Source organism: Burkholderia sp. BCC1644 (assembly GCF_902833225.1).
Taxonomy (GTDB): Bacteria; Pseudomonadota; Gammaproteobacteria; order Burkholderiales; family Burkholderiaceae; genus Burkholderia.
In genome coordinates this window covers 54020-78024 of record NZ_CADFEI010000001.1, presented here as the reverse complement: position 1 = coordinate 78024, position 24005 = coordinate 54020, and the positions used below count along the sequence as shown (strand labels likewise).

Genomic DNA, 24005 nt, shown 5'->3' with positions numbered 1-24005 from the left:
CGACAACGAATGGTAATTCATCGGCCTATACGAATAGTCGATGTGATGACGATGAATTACCGGAATGACAACGGAAACAGTTGTTCGCTACCTAAATACTTTCGTCAAAGTAACTGACAAGATAAAAAATACAGCAATATCCCCTTTTGGATCACGAATTTCCCAAGGAAAGGAAAGAACATGACCACAGTCGGTCAATACTGGGCTGTAGGACAGTCCACATCATCCCCACTTGCTTTGACGGCATCTGAACTCGCGGGATACCTTGTGTCAGATTGGGTGTCCAATATTCCATCTGTTACCGCCACAGACTTAATGGGGTGGCCACAGTACCTGCTAACCGTAGCAGGATTGACCAACGAACTGACCTTGGTTCCCGAGCTGCGCAATTGTGAGCGACAGTGGAAAGGATTCGTATCATGGATGCTAGGCGTGGCTTCGGCTAGAAAAATTCTTGACGAAGAGGGATACCAGTGGATCGCGCCCGTGAGCGCCTTTTACCCGAACAAAGTTGTGCCGGTGAGTACCCATGGCTGGCATCCCAGCTATCCTTCGAGCCGCCTACGTGTCGCGACTGACCCGAGAAATACATCAAAATTGCGGCCTGACTATATTGCACTGCGCCCAGCGACCTCAGGTGGTAGCTTCAATTGGGCATTGGCCGAAGCCAAGGGTACCAACCGATCTTTAAAATCAATGACTACCGCACCGCGTCCGTGGTCCGATCAAGTGCGTAACGCGAAAGTCTCGATGGTAACGTCCGGCGCTACTGCAGCGACTCCAGTCCATATATCACGCCACATCGTTATCGCAACACGGGTTTCGCCGAATGCATCTCGTGACACAACGCGGCGTCTGCAGATTCGCGCATGGAATTCCGAGAAGACAGTTCTTAATCGAGACACGAACACGGTGGAGTTCGAAGTTATTGCAGCACATTTGCATGGCTTCTGCCAGAACCTTGGCCTCTATAAGAACGCGGACGCCATAGCACTTGCTACACGCCTGAGAACTGGCCCGAGTCAAACGACAGCGGCCGACATTTTTACGATACTACGCGACGAAGCAGCCGAAGAGCTTTATTCGAGAATGGAGATCTATACGCGGCGTCCAGATTACCAAAACCAACGCCCCCCAATGAGAGTTAAATTACCTGAACGCCGCGACCGACGAGGAGTAACAAATGCGACCGTCACCGTAGAAGCTGCGACCTTGGATCTTTTGGGACTGGTACAGAAAACATATGCGGTCGATTCGATCGATATGGTCCGCGTACACGCCTTGTCGAGAGAGCTTGAGGACTCGTATTTGGAGCGGTCTAATGAACGAGGGGCCAATGACTCAATGCAGCGTGATGGCATTACGGTCAGCATGCAAACCACTAACGATTAATCTAGAGTGGGATCCTCCATGCACGTTGAGCTAGAGCTTGGGCGTGTCTCGTTGCACTCGATAGTGCTAACGACGACACGACACCGGCTCCTAGCGATCGATTGACCGTTTGCAAGATGAAGTGGCCTTTTGAGTGTCCGAGTGACGAGATGGGCGAAGGTCCCTTCGTGGCCGAACGCAGCCGGCCACCGCCCTGTGACGCGCGACCGGCGCCGATCGCCCCGGAGCCGAACTTCAGTGTTCTCGAGGGCGCTCGTTGGGAGATGTGTCTAAACTCGTAAGTAAGTAAGTAAGTAAGTAAGTATGCGGGGCGGCCGCCATCTTGATGGGATGTTCTACCCAGCTAAAGGTACTTGAACTTTGTGATCTGTACTTTGCTGTTAAATCGTGCAGCTTTGAACTGGACTGGTTCCGTCGTATTTGCTGTCGTTCGCCCCATAATCCACGGAATCGGTCGATACGTCATCTCTCGGCCATTGATAATTAATTCCAGTACCTCGTACTCCTCCACATATGCGCGCGTAAAAATAGCGTCCACGGGTTTGCCACTCCCAATGAGCGGGCACAAATCGCTTTGCTATGATCTGAGCACTCCCGGTCTGTGTCTTCACTCCGGCAAAGTTGGCAATCTCGAACAATGCTCTGGCGATACAGATGCGGATGACCGCGGAGAAGAAGAAAAGCACGCACGCGGCGCCAAGCTGACCGTGACTCATTAACGTGAATGGAAGCGACACAACGTGATGCAAAGACACTCATGATCTCCAGATTGGTGGTTCCCTCGAGCTTGGTGGAATTGTCAGCAATCCCGTCCCGCATGTCGAGTCCCCCTCCTGGTCGCGTGGAGACCATCAGCGATGGACTCCACCGGCCCCTGAACCAACCTTCGGAATTGTCAAAGACCATCACCCAACAGTGAGCACGGCTATCGTCGCTGGTAGTATGGCCTTAAAGACTCCACGCGATCGACCGGCACATGTACCCATCGCTAAACGAAGACAAGCCACTGGGCATCTATGCCGACCGTGACGGCTCTTTCAGGTCTGAATATCAAATCGGCACCAGACTGGTCTGGGTAAGATGCCGGCATTGTCGCGGATGCCTGGCGTGCGTTGGCCAGGTCGATAAGATGTTGTCCGGCATATGGGTCGCCATGCCCCGCGCTGTCGCGATTGCCGAGGATTACTCTCGAACCAAGATCCCCGAGTTCTGGAGCAAGCATGATATGTCTCAACGAGAAGGGGCGCGCCTGGATGTGTGGGGCATATCCATAACCCCGGGCCTTGGAGAAGCAAGATTTGATATTTCCAGAAATTTTCGCTTTGACTTCTCGTCTCCGACATTTTCGAAAGACGATTACTGGAACGACAATCCCGTCTTACTTCCCGATTTACCTGACCCGCACCATGTGTACGTAGTTCGCGACAGCGTTGGCGGACTCAGTGTGGCTTCGCCAGAGAGTCGATCGCCTTAGGCTACTGCTCCTGACCTGGTGGCGAGGCCGCTTAGCGCCACCCTTCCCACATCAACGCCTTCTGGCAGTCTGTGTAGTAAATCTGCCGTCTTTGTTTCATTTGCAACACCTCCACTGCTCACGCAGCGTCAAGTGTGTTGCATCGATGGAGTGAGTCCGCAGCCAAACGCCGACGCTCTACCCCGCGTTCGCAGCAAATCTGCAAAGCCCTCCCTTTTCCCATCGAGACCATGAAAACCCGTCGCTTCGTTCCTTTACTGGCGCTTGCCGCTGCTCCCGCCGTGCACGCCGCAGACAGCCAGCCTTGCGGCGAAGAAACCGTCACCGCCGTCGCCCGCTGGGCCGGCATCGCCAGCGCACGCATCGCCACGCGCGATGCGGACCGGCTCGTCGTCGCATCGTCATGCAAGATCATGCCGAACGCGCCAGCAACGACGATCGCGGCTGTCGCGTTCGATTCGCTGCCGAAAAGCAAGAACCCGGACGAAAGCAAAAAGCTGCAGGTCGTCGCGCTCGTCGAAGGCGGCAAGGTCGTGGCCGCCGACCGGTCGGTGATTCAGGAAGATGCGGCGACGGAGATCGGCGAGAACAGTTACCGGATCGACACCGCACCCTACCGGCTGTCGCCCGAAGTGCGCGCATTCGGCGTCGTGTTCACGAGCAGCGCGCGGGGACCGAGTTGTCCCGATGCCGACGCAAGCGAAGAATTGACGCTGTGGGTGCGCGAAGGCAACCGTATCCGTCCGGTGTTCGGCACCAATCTCTACGGCTGGGTCAGTGTTGAAGGTGAGGCCTGCGGCGCCAGCTTGGGTGACGCGACCAGCGAAGACGCCCACATGACGATCGCCGTCGAAAAGACCTCCAGCCACGGCTTCGCAGACCTGTCGATCACTGCACGCATCACGAAAAACCAACGCAAGGACAACGAATACTCGGATACGGGCAAGCGCACCGCACGCATGATCGTCCGCTACGACGGCAAGTCATACGGCATCGATATGTTCCGAAACTTCTGGTATTCCCCCGCTTCGATGAAGCGCTTCAAGTAAGGCCGGGGCGTAACGCCCCTACTCCACCACCTTCGCCCCGATCGCATCGCTCGACGCGGGCATCCGCAACGCATCGTCCCGCATGCGTCGCGCCTCACGCGCCGTATACCGATCCTTCAATCTCAGGAACGGTTTCTCGACGAGGAAGTAACTGGCCGTCGCGGCCATCAGCGCCCACACGATCCCAAGCGGAAACGCGTGCGCAACCGGCAGATCCGGGTTCGCGAACGGCTGCTGCCACAGATACAGGCTGAACGAGATCGTGCCGATGAACACGACCGGCCGCGCGCGCAGCCAGCGCGCGCACCAGAACTCGTCGCGGAAATTCAGCACGACGATCACGATCGCGATCAGCGCGGCTTCGAGCGTCACGCCGTACGTCGCATTCCAGAAGCCGCCGAGCCGGTGTTCGGCGAGCGGCATGCCGAGCAGCACGACGAAGACGATTGCCGTCACGATACGCGCCTCACCGCGCCACGAACCGATCCACGCTTCGAGCCGTTCACGGTTGAGCGATGCATAGCAGCCGATCAGGATCGGGTCGACACCGGTGTGTAGCATCATCCCGAGCTGTCCGCGCAGCGCTGGCGCGACGAAATACGTGACGGCGCGCACCAGCGGCACGATCAGGATCAGCGCGGCCAGCCAGCGCGTACCGGCGCGCCGCATGCCGAATACGAACAGCAGCGGCCAGAACCAGTAGAACTGTTCCTCGAGCGCGAGCGACCAGAAATGGCCGAGGTACCACGCGCCGTCCGGATGCAGCGTGTTGTCGGCGGTCAGCCCGAACCACGCCGAGTAATTCCACAGATGCAGCGCGGCATACAGCCACTGCCGGCGGTCGACGTCGAACCAGCCGGCGAACGCGGCGATCGCAACGGCCGCGAGATAGACATAGCAGGCCGGCCAGATCCGCAGCGCGCGGCGCACGTAGAACGACGTCAGCGCGATGCCGCCGGTGCGCGCGAACTCGGCGCGCAGCACGTTGGTGATCAGGAAGCCGCTCAGGACGAAGAAGATCAGCACGCCGAGCCGGCCGTCGGCGATCAGCCGCAACGGCGCGTACCAGCCCGTGTAGCCGCCCGGCAGCACATGTTCGGCGTGTCCGACCACCACCATCGCGACCGCGACGGCGCGCAACCCGGTCAACTGCGTGACGCGTTGGTTCATCGGCTGGTTCCCGTTGGCACGGTAAAGGAGCAGGAGATGGCCGGCGCCCCGACTGGCACGCCGATATGCCGCCGGGATTTTGTATGAAAAATATCGGAATGAAATTGCTTCAAAAATCCCCGGGCCGACAGTGGCGGTCGCACACGCCCCAGCGAGCCGACGTCGAGCGCGGCGAATGGGCATAATGACAAGCCTTGTCCGGCGGCGGCCGGTCCGATGCCCACGCAACGATTTTTGCGGCGCAGCAACACCCGAGTACCCCGCCCGCACACCGGCCCGCGCCTCGTCCGCCTCCTGTCGACCTTCACCCGGAGCCTGTCTGTGTACCCACCGATCGAACCCTACGCCCACGGCCACCTCGACACCGGCGACGGCCATCGCATCTACTGGGAGCGCTGCGGCAACCCGGCCGGCAAACCCGCCGTGTTCCTGCACGGCGGCCCCGGTGCCGGCTGCAGCCCCGACCATCGTCGCCTGTTCGACCCGGAGCGCTACGACATCCTGCTGTTCGACCAGCGCGGCTGCGGGCGCTCGACGCCGCATGCGAGCCTCGAGAACAACACGACCTGGCATCTGGTCGCCGATATCGAACGCCTGCGCGAGATGGTCGGCGCCGAGCAATGGCTCGTATTCGGCGGATCGTGGGGCAGCGCGCTGTCGATTGCCTATGCGGAGACCCACCCCGAACGCGTGAGCGCGTTGATCGTGCGCGGCATCTTCACGATGCGCCGCGCGGAACTGCTGTGGTACTACCAGGAAGGTGCTTCGTGGCTGTTCCCCGACCTGTGGGAAGACTTCCTCGCGCCGATTCCGGAAGCCGAGCGCGGTGACCTGATGGCCGCCTACCATCGCCGGCTGACCGGCAACGACGAAGCCGCGAGGCTCGAAGCCGCGCGCGCATGGAGCATCTGGGAAGGCCGCACGATCACGCTGCTGCCCGATCCCGCGCTCGCCGCGCATTTCGCCGACGGCCACTACGCGCTCGCGTTCGCGCGGATCGAGAACCACTACTTCGTAAACAAGGGTTTCGTCGAGGAAGGCCAGCTGCTGCGCGACGCCCATCGCCTCGCCGGCATTCCGGGCGTGATCGTGCAAGGCCGCTATGACGTCGCGACGCCCGCACGCACCGCGTGGGAACTGTCGAAGGCGTGGCCGGAGGCGACGTTCGAGATCGCGCCCGGCGCCGGGCACGCTTATAACGAGCCGGGGATCCTGGAAGCGTTGATCGCGGCGACGGACCGGTTCGCTGCGTAGTCCACGCAGTGCAATGCAACGCGGCGCGTGCTGCCGGCACGCACACGCGCCGCCCGATCAAAGCGCGGTTTCGACGATCGTCCTGCCGCTGATCGCCCGCTCGACGAGCTGCTCGTCGCCGACCTTGCGGATCGCGTCGTCGAGCAGCCCTTCCGGCTCTTCGGTCGCCACCTTCAGCAAGCCCGACAGCCCGCGCGCGTCGAGCACCACCAGCGTCTCCATCGAATCCGCGCGGCTCACGAGCACACGGCGCCACGCCGGCCCCGCGCCGAAGCTCGCGCAGAGCGCAATCGTCTCGCTGCCGAGCGTGTAGTCGAAGTTCTTGATCATGATCTGTCGCCGTTGCAGGGGAATGGCGACGCGTGACGGCGCGGCGCCGTAACGTCGACGCACCCGCGCGTGCCGCCGGCGCCGGACAATGGTCCGGACCATTCGCCGGCATCACCATGCTAGGCGTGCAGTATTAACGAAGACTTAAACGGGAAATCGCCCGCATGGGCGTCACGCGTTACGGCACGTCGAGCGGCTCGACCGTCACCCCGACCTTCAGCTCCTGATCCGCGCCGCCGCCGCGGATCACGCCGCGCAGCGGCGTCACATCGGCATAGTCGCGGCCGATCGACAGCATCACGTAGTCGTCGCCCGGCGCGCGATCGTTGGTCGGATCGAGCTGCAGCCAGCCGTTGTCCTCGGGCCATGCCGGGTCGTACACCTCGACCCACGCATGCGACGCATCGGCGCCGATCAGCCGCGGCTGACCGGGCGGCGGCTGCGTGAGCAGATAGCCGCTCACGTAACGCGCGGCCAGCCCGAGCGAGCGCAACGCGCCGATCATCACGTGCGCGAAATCCTGGCAGACACCCTTGCGCAACCGCAGCGCATCGAGCGCCGACGTCGTGATGTCGGTGCTGTTCGGCGTGTACGCGAAATCGGCGTGCACGCGCCGCATCAGGTCCCAGGCGGCCTGCACGAGCGGACGTTGCGGCGTGAAGCTCGCGGCCGCATACGCGGCGAGTTCGGGATCGCACGCGACGTGCGGCGACGCGAACACGAATTCGCTCGCCGCGTCGTACGGCTGCCCCGCGCGGAACCGCAAGCGGTCACGCACGGCTTCCCACGCGGTCGCACGTTTTGCATCGGGATTTGCGATCGCAGGCGGCGGCTCGCCGCGCGCGCCGAGCGACCACACGGGCGGCGTCACGCGCACCGTGCTGCGGCTGCGCACGAGCAGCGCGTCGTGCGGCTGGTTCAGCGCGAACGACGCGCGCGCATTGCCGAATGCGTCGATCTCCGTGCCGACGGATTCCGGAGCGGGCTCGATGTCGAGCGAGAACGACAGCACTTGCTGGCGCGGCGTCACGAGCGGTTGCAGGCGCGCCTGGTGCTGCGCGGATTCGACACGCGCCGCATACCGGTATTCGGTATCGTGCGTGACGCGCAGCAACCGGCCCGGTGCAACGGCGGCCGGTGCGACCGGTGCGCTCGGTGTCGCTGCGGGTCGTGCATTGCCCGCGCCAGACGGCGCCTTTACCGCGCCTTTCGTCGTCACCATAGCGTCCTGCCCGCCTCGCGCACGTGGCTGAAATAGCGTTCGCCGATCCGGTTCGACAGTTCCCACACCGCCTTCACCGTCGTGTCGAGCGCGGCGAGCAGCTTGTCGTGCCGGCCGCCCTCGGCGGTTTCGCAAAGCTCGTGCAGCGACCACGCGGGCACGTCCGGAATCGTCTCGGCCAGCTCGGACAGTGCATAACCTTCGCTGCGCTCGACTTTCGTCAACCGGCCGCGCAGCGCCTGCACGACCCAGCCGAGCGAGCGCGGGTTGTCGGTATCGAGCAGCACGAGCGACAGCAGCGGCGCGACATCAAAGCCGCGCTGGAACCGCGAGCGGAACGTGATCGTGCTGTCGAACAGCTCCAGCACGAGTTCGAAACCGTCCTGCCGATGCACCGCGCCTTCGTCGAACGCGAACTTCAGCACGCTGCACAGGAAGTCCAGCCGGTCGATCTGCCGGCCGATCGACAGCAGGCGCCAGCCGTCGTCGCGCGTCATGTTGTCGGTCTGCGCGCCGGTGATCGCGCCGAGCAGCAGGCCGAGGCGCTCCAGCAGCAGCAGCGCTTCGTTGCCGATCTGTTCTTCGGCCTCGGGCAGGCCGGCACTGTCCGCGAACAATTGTGTCGCGTCGTCGATCAGGCGCCATTGATCGCTCGACAGCCGTTCGCGGATCGCGGCGGCCGCGCCGCGCATCCCGAACAGGCACGACGCGATGCCCGACGTGCGATCCGCGCCGCGCGTCAGCGAGGTCGCGAGCGCATGCTGGAACGCGCGCGGCGCATCGACGGCATTCGGCGCGTCGGCCGCGATCAGGCCCGTATCGCGGCACAGCGTGTCGATCAGCTCCAGATGCGCGGGACTGTCGACGTCGTCTTCGCCGCGCAGCCTTTCGAGCGCGGCGCGCGCCAGTCGCATCAGGTTGGTCGCCCGCTCGGTGTAACGGCCGAGCCAGAACAGGTTCTCGGCCGCCCGGCTCGCGATCGCGCGCGGCCGTTCGACGAGGTCGTCAGGACCGAGGTGCGTCTGCAGCAGCGTCGTCGAATCGACGATGCCTTCGGTCATCACCCACGTATCGACGGTGCTGCCGCCGCGCGGCATCGGCGCATTGAACAGCGTGTCGCGCGTGCCGACCCGCGACAACCCGCCCGGCAGGAGCCGCCAGCGCTGCGCGCCGTCGGCGAGCGCGAAGACGCGCATCAGCAGCGGCTTCGGCACGATGCGTGCGCTGCCGTTGCCGTCGGGCGCGTCGGGCCGCGGCCAGGTCGGCGCCTGCGACAGCGGCAGGTCGGCCTGCACCGTGTAGTGTTCGGGCTGCGCGAGGATTCGTGCGCGCCATTCGGCCAGCTGCGCCTGCGTGAGCCGCGCGCCGATCACCGGTTCGAACGCGCCGCCGGCCTGCCCCTCGGGTGGATAGGATGCCTTGACGATACTGCGCGCGAGATGCGGCAGCGCGTCGGCACAGGCAGCCTCCTCGCCGCACCACCACGAATGCACGGCCGGCAGCGTCAGCGTTTCGCCGAGCAGCCCTTCGGCGAGGCGCGGCATGAAGCCGAGCATCGCCGGCGATTCGAGGAAGCCCGAGCCCGGCGCGTTCGCGAGCAGCACGTTGCCCGCGCGCACGGCCTGCAACAGCCCCGGCACGCCGAGCATCGAATCGGGGCGCAGTTCGAGCGGATCGAGCCACGCGTCGTCGACGCGGCGCAGGATGCCGTGCACCGGCTCGAGCCCGCGTAGCGTCTTCAGGAATACGCGGTTGTCGCGGGCGGTCAGGTCGCCGCCTTCGACGAGCGTGAGGCCGAGGTAGCGCGCAAGATACGCGTGCTCGAAATATGTCGCGCTGTGCGGCCCCGGCGTCAGCAACACGATCCGCGAGTTCTTGCGGGCCGGGCTGAGCGACTGCATGCTCTGCAGCAATGCGCGGTACGCGGACGCGAGCCGCTGCACGCGCAGCCCGCGAAACCCGCGCGGAAAGAGCCGCGACACGATCAGGCGGTTTTCGAGCAGGTAGCCGAGTCCGGCCGCGCCCTGCGTGTGCTGCGCGACGATCCGCCACTGCCCGTCGGGGCCGCGCGCGAGATCGAACGCGACGACATGCAGCCAGGTGTCGCCCGGCACGCGTGCGCCGCGCATCGCGCGCAGATAGCCGGGATGGCCGGTGACGAGCGCCGGCGGCAGCAACCCGCGCTGCAGGATCATCTGAGGGCCGTACAGGTCGGCCAGCGTCGCGTTGAGCAGCCGCACGCGCTGCAGCACGCCGCGCTCGATCGCGACCCAGTCCTCGGGCGTGACGATCAGCGGCAGCAGGTCGAGCGACCACGGGCCGACCGCGCCGTCGCCGGCGCGCTGCTCGTGCAGTTGGTAGAACAGGCCGTTCTCGCACATGCGCCGGTGCAGTGCGTCGGCGCGACGATCGAGGTCGGCCACGCCGTCGCTGCCGATCGATGTGAAGAAACTGCGCCACGCGGGCGCGAGCGCAGGCGCGTTCAGGCCGGCCGCGCTGCCGCGCAGTTCGTCGTAACGGCCGGCCGCCGCGGGCGCCGCGAGCGCGGCGGCCAGTTCGGCGGCATCCGGCTGCGCGCCGGAATCAAAAAGCGTGGGCATCGCGTCGGGGGCGGCGAGATGATCGGTGTCAATGGGCGGCACGATGTCGTTCCGTCTTCAGGGTGCAACCGCGCGTGCGCGCCGCCGCACCAGCGGCAAGCTGCGGCGGCGCGCGGCCGCAATCTGCCCGCATCCTAGCATTCCGGCGAGCCCGCCGGGAGGTCGCGAGCCGCGTATCGTCATCCGCCCCGTCATCGCTGGATCACGGCCGCCGCAAGTCGAGCGTGAACGGGAATTCGCGGCTCGGCGCGGCAGCCGCGACCTCCATCCGCCCCGGCGTATGCCCCATCTCGACGAAGCGTGCGAGCCGGCGGCTCTCGGCTTCGTATGCATTGACCGGGAACGTCGCGTAGTTTCGGCCGCCCGGATGCGCGACGTGATAGCGGCAGCCGCCCAGCGAGCGGTGCAGCCACGTATCGACGATGTCGAACGTGAGCGGCGCGTGCACGCCGATGGTCGGATGCAGCGCGGACGGCGGCGCCCATGCCTTGTACCGGACGCCCGCGACGTACTCGCCGACGGTGCCGGTCGGCTGCAGCGGCAACGCGCGGCCGTTGACGGTTACGACGTGCCGGTTGTCGTTCAGCCCCGTCACGCGCACTTCGAGCCGCTCGACCGACGAATCGACGTAGCGCACCGTGCCGCCGGGCGCCCCCTCCTCGCCCATCACGTGCCACGGCTCCAGCGCGCCGCGCAGCGACAGCTGCATGCCATTCACCGCGATCTGGCCGAACAGCGGGAAGCGGAATTCGAAGTGCGGCGCGAACCACGCCGGATCGAACGCGAAACCGGCATCGCGAAGTTCGGCCAGCACATCGTCGAAATCCATCTGAAGAAACCCGGGCAGCATGAAGCGGTCGTGCAGCGCGGTGCCCCAGCGCGTGAGCGGCGTCGTGTACGGCGCGGCCCAGAAACGCGCGACCAGCGCGCGCAGCAGCAGTTGCTGCACGATGCTCATCCGCGCATGCGGCGGCATCTCGAACGCGCGCAGTTCGAGCAGGCCGAGCCGGCCGGTCGACGAATCGGGCGAATACAGCTTGTCGATACAGAACTCGCTGCGGTGCGTATTGCCCGTCACGTCGATCAGCAGGTTGCGCAGCACGCGGTCGACGAGCCACGGCGGCATGTCCTGCCCGAACAACAGCTTGTTGCGCTGGATCTCGGCGAACGCGATGTCGAGTTCGTAGAGCTGGTCGTTGCGCGCCTCGTCGACACGCGGCGCCTGGCTCGTCGGCCCGATGAAGAGCCCGGAGAACAGGTACGACAGCGACGGGTGGTTGTGCCAGTACGCAATCAGGCTCGCGAGCAGGTCCGGACGGCGCAGGAACGGGCTGTCGGCCGGCGTCGCGCCGCCGAGCACGAAGTGGTTGCCGCCGCCCGTGCCGACGTGGCGGCCGTCGACCATGAACTTCTCGCTGCACATCCGCGACTGCCATGCGGCGTCGTACAGGAATTCGGTGTGGTCGACGAGCTCGTCGAAGCTCGCGGCCGGATGGATGTTCACTTCGATCACGCCGGGATCGGGCGTCACTTGCAGCATCTTCAGCCGCGCATCGCGCGGCGGCGGGTAGCCCTCGAGCACGAGCTTTACACCAAGCGCGTGCGCGGTCAGCTCGATCGCGCCGAGCAGTTCGAGATAATCCTCGAGCGCGGCGAGCGGCGGCATGAACAGGTACAGGATGCCTTTGCGCACTTCGACGCACAGCGCGGTGCGCGTGATCCACGCGGCCGATTCGAAGCGCTCGGGCCGGCGCTGCGGATCGTGCGCCGCGGTGCGTCCGTCCGCGGCCGTGCCGTCGTTGCGCCACTGCATGACCGTCTGCGCGGACGCTTCGCGATGCACGCCGGACAGGTAGCGCGGCGCATCGGCCGGGCCCGCGTAGCGCGCGCGGATCGCGGCGGCTTCCGGCAGCGCGGCGCGCGGCGCGAACGGATCGCGCTCGACGAGATACGGATGGTCGGCGCGGCTGGCCCACGGCAGCGAATCGAGCGGCAGCCGATAACCCATCGGCGAATCGCCGGGCACGAGGTACATCCGCTCGTCGCGGAAGAACCACGGGCCCGTCTGCCAGCGCGGCCCGTCGAGGCCCGACCGATCGCGGCCCGGCTGATCGTCCGTGCGCTTGACCGGCAGCACGTAGCCGACCACGCTGTCGAGCTGCTGATCGAACACCTTGCGCAGCCGCGCACGCTCGAGCTCGTCGTCGAGTCGCGAGTCGAACGGATCGACGTTGACCGGCAGCCGGCGCTCGCGCCACAGGTAGTACCAGACGTCCTCATAACCGGGCCGGATGAATTCGTCGGTCAGGTTCAGCCGCGCGGCGAGCGCATCGATGAAGCGCTTCGCGTCGTCGGTCGTATACGCGGACGGCTCGCGCTCGTCGGCGAACAGCGACGGATCGTGCCACACGGGCTGGCCGTCGGCACGCCAGAAGATCGACAGCGCCCAGCGCGGCAATTGCTCGCCCGGATACCACTTGCCCTGCCCGAAGTGCAGGAAGCCGCCGTCGCCATATTCGGCGCGCAGCCGCTGCACGAGTTCGGTCGCATAGCCGCGCTTGGTCGGGCCGAGCGCGTCGGTGTTCCATTCGGCGCCGTCGCGATCGTCGATCGACACGAAAGTCGGCTCGCCGCCCTGCGTGAGCCGCACGTCGCCGGCCGCCAGCGCGCCGTCGACCTGCGTACCGAGCGCCAGCACGGCGTCCCATTGCGATTCCGTATACGGTTTCGTCACGCGCGGCGATTCGTACACGCGCGTCACGGTCATCTCGTGCTCGAACGACACCTCGCACTCGTCGATCAGCCCTTCGACCGGCGCGGCGCTCGTCGGCTGCGGCGTGCATGCGAGCGGGATATGCCCTTCGCCGGCGAGCAGGCCCGACGTCGGGTCGAAGCCGATCCACCCGGCGCCCGGCAGGTAGACCTCGCACCACGCGTGCAGGTCGGTGAAGTCGACCGACGTGCCGCTCGGGCCGTCGAGCGATTTCACGTCGGGTGTGAGCTGGATCAGGTAGCCCGATACGAAACGCGCGGCGATGCCGAGATGACGGCACAGCTGCACGAGCAGCCACGCGCTGTCGCGGCACGAGCCGGACGCGAGTTCGAGCGTCTGCTCGGGCGTCTGCACACCGGGCTCCATCCGCACGAGATAGCCGATGTCGCGCTGAAGCTGCTGGTTCAGCGCGACGAGGAAGTTCACGGTGCCGGCCGGCGTGAGATCGACGCCGTCGAGATACGTGCGGAACAGCGGCGAAGCGCTCGTCCGCGGGTCGCACACGAGGTACGGTGCAAGCTCGGTCTTCAGCGCGTCGTCGTAGCTGAACGGGTATTGTTCGGCGCTCGCTTCGAGGAAGAAGTCGAACGGGTTGTACACCGACATCTCGGCGACGAGATCGATCGTGATCTCGAAATGCTCGGTGCGCTCCGGAAACACGAGCCGCGCGAGATAGTTCGAGAACGGATCCTGCTGCCAGTTGATGAAGTGCTGCGCGGGCTCGACCGTCATCGAATACGCGAGGATCGGCGTCCGGCAATGCGGCGCGGGACGCAGCCGCACGACCTGCGGGCCGAGGTTGACGAGCTGGTCGTAGCGATAGCGGGTGGTGTGATGCAGCGCGACGTGGATGGACATGGGAGCTCGGTTCGGGTTGGGCCGGCCGCGCACGCCGCGTCGCACTCGACGCGGCGGCCCGGCATGGCGGATTCGGCGAAAGCGTGCGTCGGCTCAGACGAGCTCGGGCGTCTGCACGACGCTGATCTCGACGCCGACGGCCGTCGCGCCGAGCCCCGTCACCGGCTGCGCGTCGCGATAGTCGAGGCCGACCGCGATGCGCACGTAGCGCTCGTCCGGGCAGCGGTTCATGAACGGATCGAACCCGACCCAGCCGAGCCCTTCCACATAGGCTTCGGCCCATGCATGGCCGGCCGGCTGCTGCATCAACGCGGCGGCCAGCGGCTGTGCGCCGAGCGCCGGTTGCGGCAGCCCCTGCGATTGCGCGGCGTGCGACGCGCCGAGCACCTGCTGCATGCCCTCGCCGCTCTGCAGCGCGAGCGCTTCCTCCTCTTCGGCGTCGCCGGCGTTCTGCTTCGCATCGGCGATGCGTTGCATCGCGCTGTCGGCGAGCACGTAGCCCGAGATATAGCGCGCGGGAATCTTCAGGACGCGCGCGGCCGCGATGAACGCATGCGCATGGTCGCGGCTCGTGCCCTCGCCGCTTTGCAGCGCGGTTTCCGCGTCGACGGGCGCGTCGGCGGCCAGGTTCGGCGCATACGCGATGCGGCCGTGCACTTCCGTCATCAGCCAGTGCAATGCGTCGAGGCCGCGCGGATCGATGGGCAGCGCTTCCGTGAGCTCGCGCACGGTGTCGCCGGCCTTCGTGAGCGCGGTCTCGCGCTCGAAGATCCACGGCGGCGCATAACCCTCGGGATTCCCGAGAATGCCCGCGCGGTCCTGCGTCTCGACGACGCCGGCCGCGATGACGACGATCTCGGCCTTCGCGCCGCGGTCGTGACGCACGAGGTCGATCCGGTTGCCGAGGCCGTCGGCGTACGACAGCGACGGCTCGACGCCGTCGATCGTGACCTGCCACGCGCGCACCGTCTGCCCGGGGCCCGACTGCGGGCGCAGCCGCAGCCGTTGCAACGCATGGGTGGCTTGATCGTCGAACCGATAACGCGAGATGTGTCGAATGGCGAGTCGCATGGCAAGTCTCAGTCGAAGTTGTAAGCCTGGGCGATTTCGATCCCGAGGCTGTTGTTGCGGCCGATGAAGTCGGTCAGGAACTCGTGCAGGCCGCTCTTGAAGATCCGCTCGACCGAGGTATCGGACAGCATCTGCAGAATCTTCGTGGCCGTGTCGTGACACGGGTGTGTCACGCCGTAATCCTTCGCGAGCAGGTTCAGGCTCGACACGACGCGCCCGTAGCAATAACGCAGCGAACGCGGCATGCGGCCGTTCAGGATCAGGTAGTCGGCGATGTTCATCGGCTTGTACTGCACGTCGTACACCCAGCGGTACGAACGGTGCGCGGCGACGCAGCGCAGGATCGTCTCCCACTGGTAGTTGTCGAGGATCGTGCCGACGTGCGACACGGACGGCAGCAGCAGGTGGTACTTCACGTCGATGATCCGTGCGGTGTTGTCCGCGCGCTCGATGAATGCGCCGATTTGCGCGAAATCGAAGATCTCGTTGCGCAGCATCGTGCTGTAGAAGCTGCCGAGGATCAGCGCGGTTTCGCGCTTCACCTGGTCGAGCACGGCCGGCAGCTCGCTCTCCGGCACCGGCTCCGCAAGCGCGCGGCGCAACGAGAGCCACGCGCCGTTCACGCTCTCCCACGCTTCGCGCGTCAGCGCCGTGCGCACCATCCGCGCGTTCGAGCGCGCGGCCTCGATGCACGCCAGCACGCTCGACGGGTTGTCGCGGTCGCGCAGCAGGTAGTCGGTCACGGTATCGGCCGCATACGCATCGTATTTCTGCCGGTAGCCGTCGTCCGTGCCCGAGCTGACGAGCACCGACGACCATTCGGCCGGCGCGTCGGACGTGCGCGTGAGCGCCATCCGCAGCCCGGCATCGACGATGCGCGCGATGTTCTCCGCGCGCTCGATATAGCGGTACATCCAGTAGAGACCGCTTGCAGTACGTCCCAGAAGCATCTCGTGTCCACTCCGTCTTCATTCGGTTGGCGCGCCGGTCGCGGCGCGCGCGGTCGCGTCCGGCTCAGTCGGCCAGCACCCAGGTGTCCTTGGTGCCGCCGCCCTGGCTCGAGTTGACGACGAGCGATCCCTCCTTCAGCGCGACGCGCGTGAGCCCGCCCGGCGTGATGCGGATCCGGTCCGACACCAGCACGAACGGCCGCAGGTCGACGTGGCGCGGCGCGAGGCCGGCGTCGGTCAGGATCGGCGTCGTGGACAGCGCGAGCGTCGGTTGCGCGATGTAGTTCGCGGGGCGCGCGCGCAGCTTCGCGGAAAACGCCTCCAGCTCGGCCTTCGACGCGCACGGCCCGACCAGCATCCCGTAGCCGCCCGAGCCGTGCACCTCCTTCACGACCAGTTCGTCGAGATGCTCGAGCACGTACTTCAGGCTGTCGGCCTCGCCGCAGCGCCAGGTCGGCACGTTCTCCAGCAGCGCCTTGCGGCCCGTGTAGAACTCGACGATCTCCGGCATGTACGAGTAGATCGCCTTGTCGTCGGCGATGCCCGTGCCGGGCGCATTCGCGATCGTGATGTTGCCGGCGCGGTACACGTCCATGATCCCCGCGACGCCGAGCACCGAATCGGGGCGGAACGTGAGCGGGTCGAGGAACGCGTCGTCGACGCGGCGGTACAGCACGTCGATCGGGCGGAACCCTTCGGTCGTGCGCATCGCGACGCGACCGTCGATCACCTGCAGGTCGCTGCCCTCGACGAGGTGCACGCCCATCTGGTCGGCGAGGAACGAATGTTCGTAGTACGCGGAATTGTGGATGCCGGGCGTGAGCACGGCGATGGTCGGGTTGTCGGCGTTGCCGCCCGGCGGGCACACGGCCGCGAGCGACTGGCGCAGCAACTGCGGATAGGTTTCGACCGGGCGCACCTTCACCTGCTGGAACAGCTCGGGGAAGAGCTGCATCATCGTCTCGCGGTTTTCCAGCATGTACGACACGCCGGACGGCGTACGCGCGTTGTCCTCCAGCACGTAGAACTCGTTCTCGCCGGTACGGACGATGTCGACGCCGATGATGTGCGTGTAAACGTTTCCGGGCGGCCGGAAGTCGATCATCTCCGGCACGAATGCTTCGTTGTGCGCGATCAGGTGCTTCGGCACGATGCCCGCGCGCACGATCTCCTGCCGGTGATAAATGTCGTCGAGGAACGCATTGAGCGCCATCACGCGCTGCTCGATCCCGAGCGATAGCCGGCTCCATTCCGCGCCCGAGATGATGCGCGGGACGATATCGAACGGGATCAACCGCTCGGCGGCCTCTGCGTCGCCGTAAACGGCGAACGTGATGCCCGTCTTGCGGAACACACCTTCCGCGTCGTGGGCTTTCTGGGCGAGGCTCGCGGGATTCTGCGTGTCGAGCCACCGCTTCAGGCGCGCGTAAGGCGCCCTTACCATGTCGCCGGATTGCAGCATTTCATCGAATGGCTTCATCGATCTTTTCTCCATCGATCGTTTTCCCCGGCATTGCGCATGCCGGACCGGCGTAATCAATGCTGTGCAAGGAACGTGCCTTGTGCAATCTCCTCGATATCCCCCCGTTTTTGCGCCACGCCAGGCACGCCCGCGCGGCATTGCGCACCACAACGGTGCAGCGCCCGACGCAACGTGCGTCCGCGTGCGCCGCGAGTGCGCACGGTCGATGCTGCGCCGCGTCTTTCGAACATAGTTCCCCCGCGTGTCACGATTGTGCAATCTGCACTGCACAAAAAAAGCGGCGCGACCGGGCACCGGGCAGCCGCAATGGAGGCGGGCCGGCACGCGCACGGCGCAACCGGCCCTGGGGGAAGTACCGTCTGCGGCGCGCCGGCAGTTCGACGCTGTGAACTGTCCGGTTAGCCGGGTCCGGCACCTCAACGCTATGTAGCCGTAATCCCGCCGACAACGCCCATGCATATTTCGACTGACACCGATCGAAAAAAAACATCGGGCCGATCCACGCGAGGCGCGGTACGCTAGAAAATTGGTGCAGCACACGGTGCCGCCGCCCTCAGGCGCCCGACTATAAAAAGCGACGATCGAAATGGAAGCAAAGTGGCTGGAAGATTTCCTGAGCCTTGCGGATACCAAGAGCTTCTCCCGGGCAGCACGTAACCGGCACCTCACGCAGTCGGCATTCAGCAGACGAATTGCCGCGCTCGAAACCTGGATGGATGCGAAGCTGGTCGACCGGAGCATCAACCCGATCACGCTGACGCCCGCCGGCCAGATGTTCCGCGGGCTCGCCGCGGACATCCTGCGCAGCATGTATGCGGCGCGCAATCTCGTGAACGGCTACGACCAGTTCGCGGCCAGCGACCAGGTCGTGCGTTTCGCCGTCGCGCATACGCTCGTCTTCACGCTGTTTCCCGAATGGCTCAAGCAGCTCAACGGCGAGGTCGGCCACGTGACCGCGCGCGTGAACGCGGTGAACGTGCCGGAAGGCGTGCAGCAGCTCGTCGAAGGCGAATGCGACCTGCTGCTCGGCTATCACCATCCGCAACTGCCGATCGTGCTCGACCCGAATCACTTCCCGTTCGTCAGCCTCGGCGTCGAGCGGATCCTGCCTGTGTCGACACCCGATGCGCGCGGCAAGCCGGTGTTCCAGCTGCCGGGCACGCCCGACGCCCCGCTGCCGCTGCTCGCGTATTCGTCGGGCGCGTTCCTCGGCAACATCGTCGAGATGCTGCTGCTGAATGCGACGGAGCCGTATGTACTGCACCGCTGCTTCGAGACGCACATGTCCGAGGCATTGAAAGGCATGGTCGTGGCCGGGCACGGGATCGGCTGGCTGCCGGAGAGCTGCGTCGCGAAGGAGCTCGCGGACGGCACGCTCGTGTGCGCGGGCACCGGGGACTGGATCACCGAACTCGAAATCCGCCTGTATCGATCGGCACGCAAGCGCGGGCTCGCGGCCGAGCAGCTGTGGACCTACATCATGAACCGGCCGCGCACGGCGGTCGAAGGTTCGGCCGCTGCGGAGCAGGCCGCCGCGCCGCCGATACGCACCACGCGGCGAATCGCCGGCGGCAGCCGCTGATCCTTGCATTCGCGTCGTGCAGGTTCACGGCGTGAATGCCCTTTCTCGAAACAGCAATCTGCAATCCCGCCGCAGTCCGTGAAATCCCTGTGCCGGGCCCGCAATCGACATCAGACGAAACGCAAACGTTTGCGTTTCGATATCGCATTTTTTACGGTTGCGGTATTACGTCCGAATATTCAGCCTGATTTTTCGGGCAGAAATACCCTGTTACAGAACAAATTAAAAGTTTCTGTTTACCTGTAACAATCCAAAATAACAAAAACGTCGCACCCTCTTTTCATGATGCGCAACCTGTATCCGAACCTTCATTGATTCGTCTCGAACACAGCCGCAAAAACTTCTTTTATCAGTCGTTACTGTTCGGCACGAACGTCGATACCTCCGACGTGATTCAATGCGTGCTCGATCATCGCTACCGACGAGCAATAATCATATTCGGCAATATCGACTTTCTTCAGCGCCAAGTGAGTCAGACGAATCCGTCGTTATCCTATTTAAATAAGATATTTCGCCCCGTCAGATTCCGCCCACATGCGGTTGTTGGTTCAAAAACCATCGTGTATCAATAGCGTGTCGCAAAAAGAACGCTGGCAAATCTGACTCGGAATAAATGCCTGTCATTGATTCCGGACGGGAGGTTGCAATGTCTTCCTCGTTTCGACAGCATGCTCGCCCTTTCCTGAGCGCCTTCATCTCCGCGCTCTGCATGAATGCGATGGCCCAGGCCCCCGCGTCCGGTCTCGGCGCGAATCGCTACGTGATTTCGTATATCTGCGGCGACGCACGGATCGACGGGACCGCACCGCTTCCCCCGGACGGCCGGCCCTACAACCTGGGCGTGTCGTTTGCCTCCGCCAGTACCGGGCAGCCGCTGGCCAACGTGCAGGTGCGCCTGCGGCGACATGGCCGCGTGCTCGTCGAATTCAACGCATCGGGGTCGCGCTGCCTGTTCAGCGTGCCGGATGCCAGCTACCGGGTCGAAGGGACCTATCAAGGCGCCACACAGTTCGCGATCGTCGAAACGGGCGCGCTCACCACGCAGTTGCGATGGTGAACGCCGCCTGAATCCGCCCCGACCGCGACATTCACCGCAGCGTATCGAATCGAGGAGCATTGAATGACTCGTGCAGAACGACCGGACGACTCACCCGCCAGCCAGCCGAAGCCCTCGTGGGGCCCTGGAAAGAACGCGGCACTCAGCTTCGTCGCGTTCGCCGCGATCTTCGGCCTCTTCGCGTATGCCGAACGGGACTCGGTGGTCGGCCACGCGAGCATCGCGCACGACATCTCCCGCGTGATCACCACCGCCGTCGGGAAATACCGCAAGGCGATCGTCGCCGCGACTTCCCGCGCAACCGGGGCTTCCGGCACGACGGTCGCGGTCGCCGCCGTGACCGCACCCGCATCGACGATTGCACGACAAGTCACGCCGTCCGCACCGATTCCGCAGCCGCCGGCTACGACGGCACGCCAGGTGTCGACGGTGCCGTCCGTCACGGCCGCGGTCGACCCGGAAGCCGCCCCGCAAACGACATCAGGCGCCGTTGCAAAACGCCGGCCACCGTCCCATGCAGCGCCCATGGCACTGGCAGCCAATACACATGTCGCGCCGGCCTCCGGTCGCGCCGTCGCACGGCACGGCGTCGTGCATCACCCGCCGCGAACCGAAACGCTGGCGGGTACGAGAAAACGCCTGGACTACGCGCCGAAGCCGCGCTCGTACGGCACCGACACGGCGCGCATGCAGACGGCAAGCGTCACGCATGCGGAACTGGAAGGCGCACGTGCGCTGGCGAAGGCGCGCTCGTGCGCGGTGATCGACGAATGGAACTGTGTGGAGCAAAACGCGAGCCGCGCGCTCGCGATCGACCCGACGAACCGTGAATCGCGTGCGCTGCTCGGGCAAGCGATCCGCAATCACCTGTGAACCGGTCGGACGCCGCCGGGCCTCGCCGCCCGGTGGCGCGGCGGCCGGCGACGCGCGTCGTTGGGCGTGCAACCGATGTGATTGCTTCAGAGTGAGGAGTCACCGTGGACAACAATCGGAAACAACCATGCACGACCGTCGCTCCGTCCAACCGGCGGATCCTCCTGCATGCGCCGCTGGTGTTGCTGCTCGTCGCGTCGGGCCCCTGCTTCTCCGCCGAAGGCGACGCGAAACCGCGTGGCGCGAGCGAAATCGCCGGATCCGCACCGGATGCGCTTGCGCCCGCCCGGCAAGCGAGCGTGACGTCGATACAGATCGCCGAGGATTCGGGCACGCTGCCGCCTCATGCGCCGACGCCGATCGCACAGGCATCGGATGCGTCGATGCAGATCGCGCAGGCACCGAACCCGGCCATGCCGACCACGGTCGTGGTGGACCCGGACGCCCCGCCGCCGGGTGATCCGGGGCCCAGCGCGACATCGCCGACTACGCCGGCCCCGGTCGCGCAGGCGTCGAACGCGCCGATACAGCTTGCCCAGGCATTCGACACCGCGCCTCCGAATCCGTCGGCATCGCACGCGCGCACTTCGAATGCCACGATGCAGCTTGCCCAGGCATTCGACACCGCGCCTCTGAATCCGTCGGCATCGCACGCGCGCACGTCGAATGCCCCGATGCAGCTTGCGCAAGCATCCGGTACTGCGCAGCCGAATACGCCAGCACCGGTCGCGCACACGTCGGGCACCCCGCCGCAAGCCGCACCGCCCGCCACAGCGACGCTGACCGCGCAGGCATCCGGCACCCCGATGCCGAACTCGCCGGCCGCCGTCGCGCAAACGCCCGGCTCGCAACCGCCGTCGCCCCAGGCGCCAAATTCGGAGACGCCCGGCGCCCAGCTCCCCGGCGAACCGATCCAGCGATCGCAAGGACCGGACGTCGAAACGCTGAATCCGCAAGCGCCGAATCTCCGTACCGCCGATGTCGCGACGGTGCGCAACGACGTGTTCGGCCTCGCGGCGAGCGGCGGCGCCATCAAGGCGCTCGACGAAGCGAAGGCCCGGCCCGATGCATTCTCCGCGGTCGACATCGCGCAACTGGAAGAACTGTCGATTCGCCAGCAAGTGCGCGGCGGCCGCGACAAGTCGCGATCAATGACGAGTTCGGACCGCTTCGACGGTCTCGACACCGCGCTACGCGCGGCCGACGACCTCGACAAGCGGATGCCGGCCACGCCGGAGTACACGCCGGTCAGGACGGCGCTCGCGGGCGACCGCACGGTCGCCTACGCGGCGCGCGGCGACATGAAGACGGCCGTCACGACATTCGAGACGATTCCCTCCAACGCGGAAATCTCGATCGACGCGCTCGCGGCCGTCGGCGACGCCTACCTGTACCTCAGCGAACCGGCGAAGGCAAACGCCGTGTACCAGCGCGCGCTGCAACAGGCCACCGCGTCGCCGACCGACCGCGCGACCCGAGGCTTCCAGTACGGCGCCCGCACGCGGCCGATCGAACTGCGCGAGGGGCTGTTCTGGTCGTACGTCGACCAGGGGCGCGCGGCGGACGCGAAACAGGCGCTCGACGAGATGGGCAAGTCGCTCCCGCCCGCCAAACAGGTGACCAGCGTCGGTCCGGAAGAAAGCGACTACCTGCGCTACTACCGGCTGCGCGCGCAATACCTGATCTTCACGGGTCGTGTCGACGAAGGGATCGCCGCGCTCGAACAGCTCGAGAAACAGGTGCCGTTCAACGCGGAGATCCGCGCCGCGCACGCCGACGCGGTATCGGGCCAGTCGCATCCGCGCCAGGCCATCGCGATGTATCGCGCGTCGCTGACCGATCATCCGGACAGCGTCGAAATGCTCGCGGGCCTCGGCCGCGCGTCGCTCACGGCGGACGACTACGCGTCCGCGAAGACCGTCGACCAGACCCTCGACAACACGTTCCCGGACAGCGGCGCCGTGCGCGGCTTCAAGCGCGACTACAACGCGTACCGCAGCCCCGTGTTCACGACCGACCTGAGCTTCGAGCACGGCAACAGCGCGCTGGCGGACAACAGCTTCTCATCCGACAGTTATGTGTATTCGCAACCGTTCGGCGACAACTGGCGAGTCTTCTCGCATACGTTCTTCGGCTATGCGCAAACCGACGGCGGCAACGTCAGCCGCACGCGCACGGGCGTCGGCGGCGACTACCGGCACGGCCCGCTCACCGTGCAGGGTGAAGTCACGCGCTCGTTCGGCACGGATGGCCGAACCGGCGGGCGCGGGTCGATCGCTTATGCGCTGAACGACTACTGGACGGTCAGCGCCGGGCTCGACACCAACGACAACTCGCTGCCGTGGAAGGCCTATGCCGCTCACGTCTGGGGACGTTCCGCGAACGTCGCGATCGTGTATCGCCAGAACGATCGCCGCGAGGTCAAGCTGAGCTACGGCGTGAGCCGCTACAGCGATTCGAACCTGCACCAGGAGATCGCGGCGAGCGCCACGCAGCGCGTGTACACGTCGGCCAACCAGCTCGTCAACGTATCGCTGGATCTCGGCACCGACAGCAACACACGCCAGGACGCGCCCTACTTCAGCCCGGGTCGCGACTATGCGGCCGCGGCGACCGTCATGCACCAGCTGACGTTATGGAAGAAGGGCGACATGTCGCTGCAGCAGCGCCTGTCGGCGTCCGGCGGCGTGTACAACGAGCGCGGCTTCGGCACCAGCCCGCTGTGGAGCGCGCGCCTCGAACACGCGTGGACGTTCAAGCACGACATCACGCTGACCTACGGCGTCGAAGTCAGCAGCCATGCGTACGACGGCCAGCGCGAGCGCTCCGAAACCGGCTTCCTGTCGGTCAACCTGCCGTTCTAGCAA

General features: G+C 65.5%; 15 protein-coding genes. 7 read left to right on the top strand and 8 right to left on the bottom strand.

Going from position 1 to position 24005, the window contains the following annotated elements; translation table 11 throughout:
- Positions 1–180: 180 nt before the first annotated feature.
- Together HWX87_RS00345 and HWX87_RS00340 are read left to right on the top strand one after the other, a co-directional pair.
- On the top strand, positions 181–1392 hold the full coding sequence (locus HWX87_RS00345; protein WP_176045120.1) for a hypothetical protein: 1212 nt from the start codon (positions 181–183) through the stop codon (positions 1390–1392).
- A 1704-nt stretch (positions 1393–3096) separates the two neighbouring features.
- Positions 3097–3915: a multidrug ABC transporter ATPase gene (locus HWX87_RS00340; RefSeq protein ID WP_176045119.1), complete on the top strand. Its 819-nt coding sequence runs from the start codon at positions 3097–3099 to the stop codon at positions 3913–3915.
- An 18-nt stretch (positions 3916–3933) separates the two neighbouring features.
- Here HWX87_RS00340 and HWX87_RS00335 read toward each other — a convergent pair whose 3' ends face one another.
- Entirely contained in the window at positions 3934–5085 is a 1152-nt protein-coding gene (locus HWX87_RS00335; protein ID WP_176045118.1) for an acyltransferase, read from the bottom strand.
- A 321-nt stretch (positions 5086–5406) separates the two neighbouring features.
- On the opposite strand from HWX87_RS00335, the gene pip reads away from it, so the two are divergent.
- Positions 5407–6339, top strand: a complete 933-nt coding sequence (pip, locus tag HWX87_RS00330; RefSeq protein ID WP_176045117.1) for a prolyl aminopeptidase — start codon at positions 5407–5409, stop codon at positions 6337–6339.
- A gap of 57 nt (positions 6340–6396) precedes the next feature.
- Here the strand turns inward: pip and HWX87_RS00325 are convergent, their stop codons facing one another.
- The 7 genes from HWX87_RS00325 to HWX87_RS00295 form a co-directional block, all read right to left on the bottom strand.
- Entirely contained in the window at positions 6397–6669 is a 273-nt protein-coding gene (locus HWX87_RS00325; protein WP_176045116.1) for a hypothetical protein, read from the bottom strand.
- Positions 6670–6847: 178 nt separating this feature from the next.
- Entirely contained in the window at positions 6848–7891 is a 1044-nt protein-coding gene (locus HWX87_RS00320; RefSeq protein ID WP_176045115.1) for a transglutaminase family protein, read from the bottom strand.
- Positions 7885–10491 carry a circularly permuted type 2 ATP-grasp protein gene (locus HWX87_RS00315; RefSeq protein ID WP_176045701.1) on the bottom strand — a complete coding sequence of 869 codons (2607 nt, stop codon included), beginning with the start codon at positions 10489–10491 and terminating at the stop codon, positions 7885–7887. The genes HWX87_RS00320 and HWX87_RS00315 overlap by 7 nt, the downstream gene beginning before the upstream one ends.
- Positions 10492–10693: 202 nt before the next feature.
- Complete coding sequence (locus HWX87_RS00310; protein ID WP_176045114.1) at positions 10694–14122, bottom strand: transglutaminase family protein; 3429 nt, start codon at positions 14120–14122, stop codon at positions 10694–10696.
- A gap of 93 nt (positions 14123–14215) precedes the next feature.
- Positions 14216–15193, bottom strand: a complete 978-nt coding sequence (locus HWX87_RS00305) for a transglutaminase family protein (RefSeq protein WP_176045113.1) — start codon at positions 15191–15193, stop codon at positions 14216–14218.
- Between the two features lie 8 nt (positions 15194–15201).
- Positions 15202–16143, bottom strand: a complete 942-nt coding sequence (locus HWX87_RS00300) for an alpha-E domain-containing protein (RefSeq protein WP_176045112.1) — start codon at positions 16141–16143, stop codon at positions 15202–15204.
- Between the two features lie 64 nt (positions 16144–16207).
- A complete protein-coding gene (locus HWX87_RS00295; RefSeq protein WP_176045111.1) occupies positions 16208–17623 on the bottom strand; it encodes a circularly permuted type 2 ATP-grasp protein in 1416 nt (471 codons plus the stop codon).
- Positions 17624–18212: 589 nt separating this feature from the next.
- Here HWX87_RS00295 and HWX87_RS00290 point away from each other — a divergent pair.
- The 4 genes from HWX87_RS00290 (at position 18213) to pgaA (ending at position 24002) form a co-directional block, all read left to right on the top strand.
- On the top strand, positions 18213–19208 hold the full coding sequence (locus HWX87_RS00290; RefSeq protein WP_176045110.1) for a LysR substrate-binding domain-containing protein: 996 nt from the start codon (positions 18213–18215) through the stop codon (positions 19206–19208).
- Between the two features lie 646 nt (positions 19209–19854).
- A complete protein-coding gene (locus tag HWX87_RS00285) occupies positions 19855–20265 on the top strand; it encodes a hypothetical protein (RefSeq protein ID WP_176045700.1) in 411 nt (136 codons plus the stop codon).
- Between the two features lie 63 nt (positions 20266–20328).
- Positions 20329–21138 (top strand): hypothetical protein, encoded by an 810-nt coding sequence (locus tag HWX87_RS00280; protein WP_176045109.1) that lies wholly within the window; start codon positions 20329–20331, stop codon positions 21136–21138.
- A gap of 104 nt (positions 21139–21242) precedes the next feature.
- The gene (gene pgaA / locus HWX87_RS00275) at positions 21243–24002 is read left to right on the top strand and encodes a poly-beta-1,6 N-acetyl-D-glucosamine export porin PgaA (protein WP_176045108.1); all 2760 of its coding nucleotides are present in this window, start codon (positions 21243–21245) and stop codon (positions 24000–24002) included.
- The last annotated feature ends 3 nt before the right edge of the window (positions 24003–24005 follow it).

Excerpts from the sequence above, each read along its gene's own strand:
- HWX87_RS00345 (WP_176045120.1), top strand. The coding sequence starts at position 181 with ATGACCACAGTCGGTCAATACTGGGCTGTAGGACAGTCCACATCATCC.
- HWX87_RS00340 (WP_176045119.1), top strand. The coding sequence starts at position 3,097 with ATGAAAACCCGTCGCTTCGTTCCTTTACTGGCGCTTGCCGCTGCTCCC.
- HWX87_RS00335 (WP_176045118.1), bottom strand. The coding sequence starts at position 5,085 with ATGAACCAACGCGTCACGCAGTTGACCGGGTTGCGCGCCGTCGCGGTC.
- HWX87_RS00325 (WP_176045116.1), bottom strand. The coding sequence starts at position 6,669 with ATGATCAAGAACTTCGACTACACGCTCGGCAGCGAGACGATTGCGCTC.
- HWX87_RS00320 (WP_176045115.1), bottom strand. The coding sequence starts at position 7,891 with ATGGTGACGACGAAAGGCGCGGTAAAGGCGCCGTCTGGCGCGGGCAAT.
- HWX87_RS00315 (WP_176045701.1), bottom strand. The coding sequence starts at position 10,491 with ATGCCCACGCTTTTTGATTCCGGCGCGCAGCCGGATGCCGCCGAACTG.
- HWX87_RS00310 (WP_176045114.1), bottom strand. The coding sequence starts at position 14,122 with ATGTCCATCCACGTCGCGCTGCATCACACCACCCGCTATCGCTACGAC.
- HWX87_RS00305 (WP_176045113.1), bottom strand. The coding sequence starts at position 15,193 with ATGCGACTCGCCATTCGACACATCTCGCGTTATCGGTTCGACGATCAA.
- HWX87_RS00300 (WP_176045112.1), bottom strand. The coding sequence starts at position 16,143 with ATGCTTCTGGGACGTACTGCAAGCGGTCTCTACTGGATGTACCGCTAT.
- HWX87_RS00295 (WP_176045111.1), bottom strand. The coding sequence starts at position 17,623 with ATGAAGCCATTCGATGAAATGCTGCAATCCGGCGACATGGTAAGGGCG.
- HWX87_RS00290 (WP_176045110.1), top strand. The coding sequence starts at position 18,213 with ATGGAAGCAAAGTGGCTGGAAGATTTCCTGAGCCTTGCGGATACCAAG.
- HWX87_RS00285 (WP_176045700.1), top strand. The coding sequence starts at position 19,855 with ATGTCTTCCTCGTTTCGACAGCATGCTCGCCCTTTCCTGAGCGCCTTC.
- HWX87_RS00280 (WP_176045109.1), top strand. The coding sequence starts at position 20,329 with ATGACTCGTGCAGAACGACCGGACGACTCACCCGCCAGCCAGCCGAAG.